The sequence below is a fragment of the Spiroplasma citri genome (genome assembly GCF_001886855.1).
Lineage (GTDB): Bacteria > Bacillota_I > Bacilli_A > Mycoplasmatales > Mycoplasmataceae > Spiroplasma > Spiroplasma citri.
In genome coordinates, this window is record NZ_CP013197.1 from 674,004 (window position 1) to 687,036 (window position 13,033).

General features: G+C 26.5%; 11 protein-coding genes. All 11 read left to right on the forward strand.

The genetic code is table 4. The features are described 5' to 3' along the window. Positions 1-146: 146 nt before the first annotated feature. The 11 genes from SCITRI_RS03660 (at position 147) to SCITRI_RS03705 (ending at position 12,857) form a co-directional block, all read left to right on the forward strand. Positions 147-698 carry a hypothetical protein gene (locus SCITRI_RS03660; protein ID WP_164023983.1) on the forward strand — a complete coding sequence of 184 codons (552 nt, stop codon included), beginning with the start codon at positions 147-149 and terminating at the stop codon, positions 696-698. Beyond that, positions 685-1,380, forward strand: a complete 696-nt coding sequence (locus SCITRI_RS03665) for a hypothetical protein (RefSeq protein ID WP_071937267.1) — start codon at positions 685-687, stop codon at positions 1,378-1,380. Before SCITRI_RS03660 ends, SCITRI_RS03665 begins: the two co-directional genes overlap by 14 nt. 122 nt (positions 1,381-1,502) lie before the next feature. After that, positions 1,503-2,792 carry a spiralin repeat-containing protein gene (locus tag SCITRI_RS03670; RefSeq protein WP_071937268.1) on the forward strand — a complete coding sequence of 430 codons (1,290 nt, stop codon included), beginning with the start codon at positions 1,503-1,505 and terminating at the stop codon, positions 2,790-2,792. Positions 2,793-2,821: 29 nt separating this feature from the next. After that, positions 2,822-3,016: a hypothetical protein gene (locus tag SCITRI_RS03675; RefSeq protein ID WP_071937269.1), complete on the forward strand. Its 195-nt coding sequence runs from the start codon at positions 2,822-2,824 to the stop codon at positions 3,014-3,016. Then, positions 2,986-3,843 carry a hypothetical protein gene (locus SCITRI_RS03680; protein ID WP_071937270.1) on the forward strand — a complete coding sequence of 286 codons (858 nt, stop codon included), beginning with the start codon at positions 2,986-2,988 and terminating at the stop codon, positions 3,841-3,843. Before SCITRI_RS03675 ends, SCITRI_RS03680 begins: the two co-directional genes overlap by 31 nt. A gap of 55 nt (positions 3,844-3,898) precedes the next feature. Further along, entirely contained in the window at positions 3,899-6,634 is a 2,736-nt protein-coding gene (locus SCITRI_RS03685) for a DEAD/DEAH box helicase family protein (protein WP_071937271.1), read from the forward strand. 126 nt (positions 6,635-6,760) lie between these two features. After that, positions 6,761-10,057, forward strand: coding sequence for a DEAD/DEAH box helicase (locus SCITRI_RS03690; protein WP_071937272.1), 3,297 nt, complete (start codon positions 6,761-6,763; stop codon positions 10,055-10,057). 136 nt (positions 10,058-10,193) lie between these two features. After that, the gene (locus SCITRI_RS11350; protein ID WP_237238100.1) at positions 10,194-10,790 is read left to right on the forward strand and encodes a hypothetical protein; all 597 of its coding nucleotides are present in this window, start codon (positions 10,194-10,196) and stop codon (positions 10,788-10,790) included. Between the two features lie 327 nt (positions 10,791-11,117). Continuing rightward, the gene (locus SCITRI_RS11355) at positions 11,118-11,294 is read left to right on the forward strand and encodes a hypothetical protein (RefSeq protein ID WP_237238102.1); all 177 of its coding nucleotides are present in this window, start codon (positions 11,118-11,120) and stop codon (positions 11,292-11,294) included. A gap of 188 nt (positions 11,295-11,482) precedes the next feature. Then, positions 11,483-12,490: a hypothetical protein gene (locus SCITRI_RS03700; protein WP_071937273.1), complete on the forward strand. Its 1,008-nt coding sequence runs from the start codon at positions 11,483-11,485 to the stop codon at positions 12,488-12,490. A gap of 79 nt (positions 12,491-12,569) precedes the next feature. After that, positions 12,570-12,857 (forward strand): hypothetical protein, encoded by a 288-nt coding sequence (locus SCITRI_RS03705; RefSeq protein WP_071937274.1) that lies wholly within the window; start codon positions 12,570-12,572, stop codon positions 12,855-12,857. Positions 12,858-13,033 lie beyond the last annotated feature (176 nt).

The following is a 13,033-nucleotide window of genomic DNA, read 5'->3' on the forward strand; positions in this document are numbered from 1 at the left end:
AAGTTATAAATTAACCGTTACAAATGATACAACATTTGTGCAACCAAAAATTATTGATAATAATCATTCAGATGAAAAAATAGCACAAGTTAATACTTTAAATATTTTACAAGAGCAAGATACTAAAAAAGGTTTAGATGTTGTTAATGGAACTGCTAGTGTTAGTATTTTCAAAAAAAGACAAAGAACAATTCAATGTTAAAATTCAATGAGTTACAAATGAGTTAATTCTTTTAAAAAATACTGTCAATAAAATTGACAATACAAGTGGGAAATTACAAAATATTAATTTACCATTACCACCATTAATACAAGGGGTAAATATAACTTTTGCTGATTTATATACTTTTATTAGTTTGTTACCTTTACCAGAGCATGAAATTATGGACATTGATTTACCTAAAATTAATGAACCAGATTTTCTTAAAAAATTTGATACAGTATTAAATCGTATTGTTGAGAATGTTAAGAATACTCTAAAATTTGATATTAGTGGTTATCTTAATAAAGATATTTCTTTTGACCAAACACTTGTTGGAAAAGGAACAGTTAAAGACCTTTTACATAATATGGCTCCTGATTTAATTGCTTTATTGCAATGATTTATTAGAGAAGGAAAAGAAAAAATTGAATCAACGCATAATACAGTCTTACCATTAATACAATATTTATTCTCACCAGTTAATGAACAATTATAAAGAAAATATTAAAGGTACTTTTGGTGAAACAGAATATTTTTATCAAAATACTAATACAAATTTAGATAGTTTAGCATTTCATGCTTTAACTGGTTATCGAAATCATTACAAAAAAACGGATAGTAAATATCGATTCTCATTAGATGTTCCTTTGTTTGGCGGTGAAATTAACCAAAGCAAAATTAAAACTTTACTTAAGCTAAAACCAACGTTATTAATTGGGAGCATCTTAGATATTTTTGCTTCAAAAGGTGACGAAGGAATTGATGCTGTTAACACAAATCTTGTTCAACCAAGTACATGAGAAAGAATTAATAGTTTACTTGCTGGTTTTCTTCCTAAAATTAATTTTTTCTTAGGTCCACAATTGATGATTTATGCTGGTTCTAATACTTTACGTGATTTTGGAGTAAGTAATACGGAATTAAGAAGTAATGATGTTACAATGAGCGCTGGAATGGTTAAATTACAATTTAAAAAAGATGGTAAGTGAGAAAATTTCAGAGCAATTATTGGGAAAGATAAGACTCCTAACTTAACCCAAATTTTAACTGCTGTAGACTTTAAATTGAGTTTTACTAATGTTAAGTTTAAAGTTACAGCAAAAACTAATGCCAAAATTGTTTATGAAACGAATGGTCAATCTCATTTTGACTTGTGATTCTCAGATGAGCATGAGTAATAATTTGAAAATCTTATAATGAAAAAGTTTTCAATTAAAAATTGAAAACTTTTTTAATTCTTTTTTTTTGTTTATAATTAACTTAGAATAATGTGTAAAAAACAAAAGGAGTTAGATTATTAATGAAAAAAATATTATTAATGTTAACTAGTTTGGGAATTATAATGCCACCTAGTTTTAATTTAATTGCTTGTAATCCGCCACAACAATATGAAAAAAATATTTTACAAACATTTCAAATTAATACTAATCAGACAGGACCTGAAATTCTTAATAATCTTCATACTTTTATGCAAATTCGATATAATCTAAAACAAGATCCAAGCGCAGTTAAAATTGCTAAATATGAAATTTGATATAATAATAAAAATATTAATAATGACAAGACAACAACTGTTACTCGTGATAAAATTATTAATATTATTATTAAATTAGCGCTCCCTGATAAAACAATTCAATTTGATCAACAAAATTTAGTACAAGAAAGTTTTATTTTAGGTGGTACTTACAAAGTTAATATTAAAGTAACCGATGTTAATAAACAGGATATTAAAACAGTAGTTGTTAATGATTTAAAATTAGCAGCACATGAAGAAAAAACATATGCCGCTTTAAACAATGAGGTGGAAATTGTAGAAGCAGTTCGGAATGCTATTAATCAGCGCTTGTCAATTACTGCTTCGAATAATGACTTTATTTTAACAAATGACCAAGTTCCTCAAGATAAACAAGTTCCTAATATGGTTGTTACTTTTACCGTCACTGCTACAGCAAGTAGTAGTTTAATTCAAGGCTCATTTACTTTTAGTAATACTTTATTAGCACGCGAAGATATTTCTAGTGTGGAAATTAACAAAATGTTAATTATTCCAAATCCAAGATTAACATATCAAGCGTTAAACCAAAATCCAGAAATATTAGATGCTATTATTGGCACAATTAATAATAAATTACAAATTACAATTACAACAAACGATTTTGTTGTTACAAATGATCAAGAAGTTGAGAAAAAACAGGCGCCAAGTCAAAAAGTACATTTTACAGTTAAAGCAACAGAAAGTAGTAATTTAATTAAAGGAAGTTCTAATTTTATTGTTGATTTACAAAAATTAGATATAAGTTTAGTTACGATAACAAAAATTGGTTTGATTGCAAATCCGGATGCTAATTATCAAGAATTAAACAAAAATGCTAATTTAATAAGCGAAGTAATAAAAACAATTCAAACAATATTTTCAATTATTGTGAAAAATGATGATTTTAAAATTACTAATAATCATGACAAAAGTACTGATAAACAAAAACCGGGAGAAATTGTTGAATTTACGGTGCTGGCTAATGAAAATAGTCAATTAATTACTAGCAAGTTTACTTTTAAAATAACTTTACTATCAAAAGAAATTTCATATTAAAAATTATTGCAATAGAAGAGGAAACTAAAATGATTGAAAAGTTAAGAAATAATGATTGAAAAATAGTAAGTCGAAAAATTATTAATGATCAATTGCAAGAATATTACCATAATAATATTTCCTTTCAACCTCCAAGGAAACGGTTACAATTAATTATTCGTTGAATGATGTTTTTAGGACCCTTTTTAGTATTATGGGAATTTTTATTGTGATTTTATTTGTAGTAAAAAATATTAAAATAACTTTAATATGAATTCCTATTTTAATGTTCTTAATTGGAATTGTGCTAATTATCATAGTTTGTTATTATATTGTTAAATGAACATGATTATTAAAATTATCCGATAAAATTATGGATAAAATTGATTTAGTAACAATTTATAATTTAGCATTAGGCGAATATTTTACTTCTGAATTAACATTATTAGGGATTACTAAAATATTTAAACCATTACCAACAGACTTAATTAATTTTAATAATAACACTAAAATTGTTTTTTTTAATTTAACTTATTCTAGTGGCAATATTTCTTTTGAAACAATTACTCATAAGGTTCCAACTAAAATTAACAATAAGATTGATAAGGAAGAATTTTATCGTATTCCAATTTTGACAGTCCAGCCACATAACAAATTAACAGCGCAATTTACAATCCAACCGCGAGGGGTAACAACCAAGTTTTTTAATCCATTAAATTATATTAATTTACAAGATAATTTATTTGAAGAAAAATTTTTAGTTGGTGGTACATCTGAACGGGCAATTAAAGCAATTTTAACGCCACAAGTTCGAAAAAATTTATTTATTTTAGCACGAAAAGCACCAACCATTCCAGCAATTGATGCTGATGAAGGGGTTTTAACATTATTATTTCAATCTTATTTAGTTAAAAGTTGAAATGATAAAACAATGGCCTTAACAACAGTAGAATTTTCCGGAAAGTTTGATAATATTATTCAAGATATTCTTTCAAAAATTGAAACTGATATTATTTGATTAAAAGAATGTTTTACATGATTAAATCAATTTGACATTATAACTATTCAGTAAATAATTTTATAATTACTTATTTTGTTAATAATTACCAGAAGAGAGATGAAAATAAATGGGAGAAAAGTTTTTTACAAATCAAAATCAGCAAAAATTATTAGTTGAATTAAATAATGAAATGTGTACTGCTGATGAAGTGTGCTTTGTCTTTCCTTTTATTTCAAAGGCAATCATTAATAAAATTGAAACATCAATTAATCATTGTTGAATGCAAAAAATTCCAATTCGAATTATTACGACAACTTTTGATGATTTAGCAGAATACAATAATTTATTAGAATTGACCCGGTTAGTGACAACTTATGATAATATCCAAATCAAAGTTGAAGATAATCTAGAAAAACGAAGTGAACGAATTCATATTAAAGCTTCGCTTTTTAAGCGATTCCATGGTATTTCAACTGTCATTCTTGGTTCTTCAAATTTAACTTATAAAGGAATGGTTACTGGGCGAGAATGAAACATTAAATTAACAGCAAAAAATAATCCTAATTTAGTTACGGAAATAATTGCTGAATTTGAACATTTATGAAATGAAGTTTTAGTTGATTTTAATGATGAAATAGCACGTAATTATTTATTAGAACGAATTAGTCAAAATCAATCACTGCGAATTACAACAATGTTTAATCATACTGCAAATGAAATTTTAACCATTCGGAAATATTTATATGATTTTCAAAAAGTAATTGTGGCAAAATTACAATATCGTCGGCGCTGTGGCAAGAAAGCACATTTAGTAATTATGGCAACGGGAACTGGAAAAACTGTTGTTGCTGCGTTTGATTATTTACACCAATTACAAGAAAATAATCATCAAACTTTGAAGTTGTTATTTTTGGCTCATCAAAAAGAAATTTTAGACCAAGCATTGCAAACTTTTCGTAATGTCCTAATGGATCAAACTTTTGGGGAAGTAATGTATGAGGGCAAAGTAACACAGAATCAAACGCATGTCTTTGCAACAATTCAAACTATGGCAACTCGCTTGCCACAGTTTGCTGCAGATCATTTTGATGTGGTCATTTTTGATGAAGCACATCATATTGCTGCTGCTACCTTTGACCAAGTTTTTAATTATTTTCAACCACAACAAATACTTGGATTAACAGCAACACCAGAACGAGAAGATGGTAAGTCAATCAAAAAATATTTTCTTGATGAATATGCGGAAGAATTACGACTATGAGATGCAGTTAATCAACGTTTATTATGCCCATTTGATTATTATTGTATTGATGACAATACTGTTGATTTAACTGGGGTTGATTTAAACGCTGATAATGAACTTTTTAAAAAGTTAAATACTAAGGCTCGAAATGAATTATTATTAAAAATGATTGATAAGTATATTGGTTTATATGCAAAACCAGTCGCATTAATTTTTTGTGTTACGACTGAACATGCTAAATTAGTAGCAACATTTTTACGAACAAAACATTTACGTGCAGATTACTTAACTTCTGAAAATCGTGATCACCGAACACGGATTTTACATGAATTTAAAACAGGACGAATTAATTATTTATGTATTGTTAATATGTTTAATGAAGGAATTGATGTTCCTGAAATTAATACTATTATTTTATTACGACCAACAAATTCAAAGACAGTTTATTTACAACAACTTGGGCGAGGTCTTCGTAAAACAGAATTAAAAAGTCGATTAGAAGTTTATGATTTAATTAGTAATATTGATAGTAAATATGATATTACTGTTGGTATTAAAAACTTATATGATCCAAAATTAACGTCAATAAAGGGATTATTAGCTAATGAAGGTTTGCCCTATAATTGTACAATTACTTTAGAACAACGTTCACAAAAAATTATTTTAAATAACTTACGAAAATGATATGATAATCGGGCTCGAATTAAAACCCATATTCGTGAATATTATCAAAAATATCATGAAGCAGGATTAAAACATTTACTATATGATTATGATTTATCCTTATATCAATTTTATAATTATGTTAATGATTTTTATGTTAAAATTGGCCGAAATATCACGCATTATCGTCAAAATGAAAATAATACTAATCGAAATAAAAATATTTTAAAACAATTTTTATTTTTAGATAGTTATCCAATTATTAATTATTTTATTTTACGTTTAAGTCAAACGCTTGCTGCTGATGCTATTAACCTTGAATACGATAATTTATTAATAACATCATTATTATATGAAGTAACAAGTATGAATGTTTTTACGCAATTATTTCCAAATTATTTAACCATTCCTGATTTAGTAACTTATTTTATTGAACAACATCAAGTTATTGTGGCTGAATTATTGTTGCTTTTACAATATAAATTAGAACATGAAACATTAAAAATGTATTCTGCTACCACAACACCATTGTTACAAGGGTCTACTTATACTGTAAAACAAGTCTTATCAGTTATTGGCCGAACTAATTTTTTATTATCACGAGGTGAGTTACGAATTATTGCTTTTCAGGCCGGATATTTAACATTTGATCAAACAAAACAAGTTATTTTAGCGGATGAGGATGGGACTCGTTATGGGAAATTAACAAAATATTTACCTGATCAAGAGATATTTTATTGGTCAATTCCAGGAGTAATGACAATAGCTAGTAAATTAGTGCGAGATCTGCAAAATAGTACAATTACAAAATACTTGTTTTTACAAAATAAAATTAATTTAAAATGACCAAATTTAGGATTAAAATTATATTCCTTTGTTGGTTTTGGGCAGTATAACACAATGCTAACAGACAAATATCTTACTGCAAAATTTTTTGTTCAAGATGAACAAGAATAGGTCTTCATTGAACCCTATTATTATTTATAATTTAATGCTAAAAAATATTAATCCATCTTACTAGTTAGGTAAAAATGTATTATAATTAAAGAATAATATTATTTTTATTAAAGGAGCCTATATAAAATGAAAAGTTTTAGTCTTGAATACATTCGGAGTTTAACGAGGTTAGCAACATTTAATAATGCGGAACAGTTATATCAAACGAAAAAAATAACGTTATTAAAAATTGATGAACAGCAAACTTCCGATGATGAAAAAGAATTAATGATTTATTGTCAAGTAGCAACAAAACATAGTGGGGATTATTATGATGTTAATGTTGTTTTTGCTTTAAGTAATAATTTAACTTTTTTAACACGGCAAAATTGTAGTTGTATTGACTATAATTTTCAACATCAAATTTGTCAGCATATTATTGCTGTTTTGCTTTTTGCTTTTTATGAATCAAACAATAATTTACTTACATGACGATTATTTTTTACAGCAACTGATCAACTATTAACAACATTTATTAATAAAAATAAACAAACCTATGCCTTAAAAGAACGAATTATTACTTGTGAATGTAATTTAATTATTGATTCTACTTTGCAACAACCACCAGCCGTACAACTAAAGTTAGGATATGAAGGTGAGCAATTATTTGTTATTAAAAATATTTATCATTTTTTGATTTTTTTAACAAAACATGCCCTTGACTCAGATTATATAAAAGGTTACAAAATTTCACAAAAATTTATTTTTTATCCCAATAAAAGTACGCTTTCACCATTTGCTGAAAAAGTAATTAAGTTTTTGCAACAAGAGTTTATTAATGTTAGTAGTTTTTTACAAACACAGAAAATGGATTTTTATGGGGTATCAATTACAAAAAGTTTTGGGTTTTCATCATCACAAACTGATCAATTTTTAAGTCACATTAAAGGTGAAACAATTAAGCTAATAATTGATGGTGAAGAATATTCTGATGTTAAAATTAGTGTTGAGCAATATCAACCATCTTTATCTATTCAACAAAAAGATAATATTATTCAAATTATTAATAAAAAAGAAAATCCAATTATTTTAACATCATCTCAACAAAGTCTATTTGATGCTAAGCAAATTTTTTTATTAAATCATAAAGATACTTTTTTATTAGGTCCAATTTATCAAACAATGGTACTAACAAAACACAATAAAATTATATTTACTCCCCAACAAACTAATGATGTTATTAAAGAAATTGTTGCATTATTAGATTATCCAGATAATACGATTCAAATTGACCCTATAATTTTAAACTCATTAGAAAAAACACCATTAGTTATTGAAAGCTATTTTGATTTTAAAAACAAAGAAATTATGTTACGCCCTCTTTTTCGCTATGGAGCAATAACATTTGATTTACTAAATAAATCAAATAATGACAATAAAATTGTTTTACGAAATGTTTATCATGAGCAAGAATATTTAACATTTTGTAAGCAACTTGGTTTTGTTCAAAAAGGGCATTATTTTATACTAAATGAATTAGAACATGTTTTAAAATTATTATCAAAAGATATTTTAACATTAGAAAAACTTTCACAAATTTTTTATACTGATAATTTTAAAAATGTTCGTTTAATTGATTTTAAAGTAACAAGTAGTACAATTAATGTTAATCAAAATAACGACTGGTTAGAATTTGATTTTAAACTTTCAAAACTTGATTATTCGGATTTAGGTGAAATTTTAAATGCGATTAATCATAATCAAAAATATTATCAGTTAACAAATGGTAGCATTATTGATTTGCAAGAACAAACATTGCAAAAATTTGCAACCTTAATTAATCAGTTTAATTTTAAGCAAGAACAATTTGCACAAGGAAAATTGCAAGTTTCAAAATATCATGCATTAACAGTTTACAATAACTTAGATTTATGAGCTGAGTTCAATTGTCATTTTAACCTTGATTTTGATCATTTAATTACAAAAATTAAACATTTAGAACAAAATGAATTTAGTGTTCCAACACCTTTAACATCAATGATGTTCGATTTTCAAAAAAAAGGTTATTTTTGATTAAAAACTTTAGCTTCGTTAGGCTTTGGTGGTATTTTAGCAGATGAAATGGGATTAGGAAAAACATTACAAACAATTAGTTTTATCTTAAAAGAATATGAATTAAATCAGCAAATGGCACCAGTTTTAATTATTGTTCCAGCAGCATTAATTTATAATTGAAAAACGGAAATTGACCGGTTTGCACCTATGTTACAAACACTAGTTATTGCTGGTGAACGAAAAACGCGTGAAATGTTATTTACCAAAATTACGCAAGGGCAAGTGGTGATTACCTCTTATCCATTATTACGACGTGATATTCATTATTATCAACAAATTTTCTTTCAATATTGTTTTTTAGATGAAGCACAACATATTAAAAACCCACATTCAATTAATGCAAAACTAGTTAATACTTTAAAAACAGGAATTCGGTTTGCTTTGACAGGTACACCAATTGAAAATAATCTAACTGAATTATGATCAATTTTTAATTTTATTTTACCTGGTTTTTTATTACAACATCAACAATTCCAAAAGCGATATGAAATTCCAATTATTCGTGAACAAAATGAAGCAGTTAAAAAAGAATTATTACAAAAAATTGCACCGTTTATTTTGCGTCGTTTAAAACAAGGGGTAATGAGTGAATTACCACCAAAGATTGAAAATAAAATTTTAGTGGAAATGACAGTACGGCAAAAGAAAATTTATGCTGCATATGCTAATGCTGCGCGAGAAGAAATTAATAAAATTTTAACGGCAGGGCAATACCAACAAAATCGTTTAAAAATTTTTGCTACCTTAACTAAATTACGTCAAATTTGTTGTGACCCGAGTATTTTAGATAAAAAATATCAAAATGAAAGTGCTAAATTAGATGCATTACGAGATATTTTTGATGATCTTGCTGGTAGTGGTCATAAAATATTAATTTTTTCACAATTTACTACTGTTTTAAAACGAATTAAAGCAATTGTGGAAGAAATAGGTTTACAATACTTTTATTTAGACGGAAAAACTCGCTCGGAAAGTCGAGTGCTAATGACAGAAAAGTTTAATGAAGATAAAATAATTAATGTTTTTTTAATTTCATTAAAAGCTGGTGGAGTTGGTTTAAATTTAACAGCAGCAGATGTTGTTATTCATTTTGATCCATGATGAAATCCTTCGGTAGAGAATCAAGCAACAGACCGTGCTCATCGTTTTGGACAACAAAATACTGTTCAGGTAATAAAGTTGATTGCAAAAGGGACCATTGAAGAAAAAATTTTAACAATTCAAAATAATAAGCAAGAGGTAATCAATGCCGTTTTAAATAATAATTCGGAAAGTGCTAATTTTACAAAATTCTCAGAAGCAGAATTACGAAATATTCTTGAATTATAAAAAACAAAGAGAATGACAAAAAATATAATAATTTTTAAAAATATTTTTATATAGCAAATAATTTGTTAAAGGTACAGAGGTACTTTTTTTAATAAGTATAATTAAAAGTGCCTTACAAAAGGAAGGTGGCAATTAGATGAAACGGTTATTAACACTTTTTAGTGTTTTTGTTTTAGGTTTTGGTAGTAGCTTAGGTGTTGTTAGTTGTACAGTGCGAGCAAAACATGAGCGTGATGACAACGATGAGTTAGATCGCAATCAAGATCTTGAAATTTTAAATCAAATAAAAAAGGAAGCAAAGCAAACTTTGTCATCATGATGGCAAACAAAAACAATGATTGACATTATTAAGGATTATCCAGATCAAATATCATTATTTGAAGAACTAGTCGCACAGTTGAAAACAAAAAATGATGGTTCATTAACTTTAACAAGCACAGCAATTAGTAAATATCGTTTTTTACATCAGTTGCTTGTTGGTTTTAAAGCAGAGTTTAATAATTTGAATCAACATTTACAAAATCGATATTCAAATTATTATCTTGATACAATGCCATTATTTTTAGGAGAAAATGACATTTCATTTGATTTATATAATATTAATTTTAATAAGATAGCAAAGTTAGTACAAGATACTCCCCAAGCAGTATTAGGAATTACAGTCCAGGTTAATATTCCTTATGAAGTGCACTTTAAAGGAATGCCATCGCAGGATATAACATTCAAGTTTTAATAACTACAACAAATGATTCCGAAGTTTTAAATAATATTCAAGATAAAGTTGAAAACTATTTTGTTAATTTTCTTGATACTATTTTTTGACATTATTATTATCAATTAGAAACATATAATAATGGTAATCTTGTTTTTAAGATAGACCAAGACGTATTTAATACCCTATTGTCATATGATAAAAAAGAAAATTACTGATTTAATAATGATATTTGACTTTCTTTTTAATCGTTATCAAAGGTCATTACAAAATCCAATACCTTAATATGTTTATAAGGTTTATGGTTCCATAGGTTACAATGCTAATTGGATTAAAAATCAAAAATCTTTGATATTAGAAATAAAAAATATTAAAGAGTTAAGTACGAATATTTGGAACTTTGGTTATTATGGTTTAGCATATAGTTTCTGAATTACTAGTCCCCAAGTTAATAAAGAGAATAGTCGTTATGACAATAACGGTAGATGATTTTTATTACGAAAAATAGAGTTTAAAGTTATTTAAATATTTAAAGAATTATACATAGTCTAATCATTAGCTTTTTAGGAACTTTAAAATAATGAGACCTTAGTAAAAAAACACTCTCCTTATTTCACTTTTCTAAGATAACAAATAAAGAATGTTTAAAAATGTGATATAATAGATAATTTATAACATAATACAATATGATTGGGCTAAAGGAAGTATAAAGAATGCAAAATGATATGCGTGCTATATATGAAGAAATGTGTGATACTTGTAAAAAAACCTTTAAAAAAATTATTTTAGCAATTCGCAATGACCGCACAAAAGATGTTAATAATTTACTTCTTTTTGTTTGTGAAATTAATCCGATATCTACTCTTAAAGATGATGCAAGAATAATGCCAATTGCATTAATTAATTGTAAGGATAATAAGTATACCTTTTTTTGAAAAACTAATTTTTTAGATGCATCAGGTAATCCAAAAGTTCCTGTTGTTAACCAAACAATTCAATTATCGCAAGAAACAATTGATAAAATCCCAACTCATTGTCGTTCGTTACCAGTTAATAAACCGATCGAAAGAGTTCCAGTGGTTCAGCAAAAAGAAAATGAAGTATTAGAATCAGTTCATGAGTCAACAAGTAAATTGGAATTTGATTTACCAAGTAAAAAAGAAATATCAGTTAATGATGAAAGTAAAGATAATAATGATACTAAAGAAAAACCTATTGATTTACCAAGTGAATTAGTGGCAACATCACCGTTAATTGAAGATGAAACTATTGCTTTAACTCAAAAAATGGAACAAAATTCTATGACGTCAATGCGTAAAGTTTTACATACTATTAACCGCAAAATGCAATTAAAAATTTGAAGTTTAGTTGTTATTTTAGTAGTGTCAATTGTTTGTTTTGGAATTGGTGGTTGACAATTATATCGTTACTTTTCAAACACTGTACATGATGAAAGCGGAGGAGGGGGTGTTAGTGAAGGCACTAACATTACTTTACCAGGTGGAGATTTAGGTAAACAAGTTATTGAAATTGAAGATGCGAATAATTGATTGGATTTATATAGTGCATTATTAACATTAGAAGTTGGTTCCAAAAATGAGGGTAAATTAGAGCCGCAACTATTAGAAACAATTAAAGATCCAGGTACTACTTTAACTTTTAGTAGTGAAAATTTTCACGAAGATAAAATAGCATATATATGCAGCTACAATTATTATTAATGCAGATAAGGCAACTAATTTTTATGGTATTACTAATATTGCAATACAAGCGAAATCAAAACGAATTAATATTATTAATTTGGTAACAAATTTAACAGATAATTCTGTTGATATTAAAAGTGATATCCCAAATGATATTTTAGAAGCTGTTTTAGCAAATTCAGCAATTCAAGGTAAGTTATCACCAAATCAATTAGCCTTGTTAGAAGCGGTTAACACTGATAGAAATTTAATTTTAAGAATCAATGGTAGTGTTAATAAAACACCAGGTGAAACCTCTAATCTACAATTAGTTATTTTAGCGGATAAATCAAGCCTTTATAAAGGAACAACCCAATTTTCTTTAAAAGTAAAATGAACAGTATAACAACACTTAATTTTTAAACTCATTATTATTTATGAGTTTTTTTATTTTTAAAAAGGATTTACTGCAATTTGCAAGTTAATTTAAGATAGGAGGAAGGTAAGATGTATGCTTCAATTTGTGGAACAGTTCAGGATATTAATGCAAATTTAAGCAGATTAAATTATATACTTTTTTAA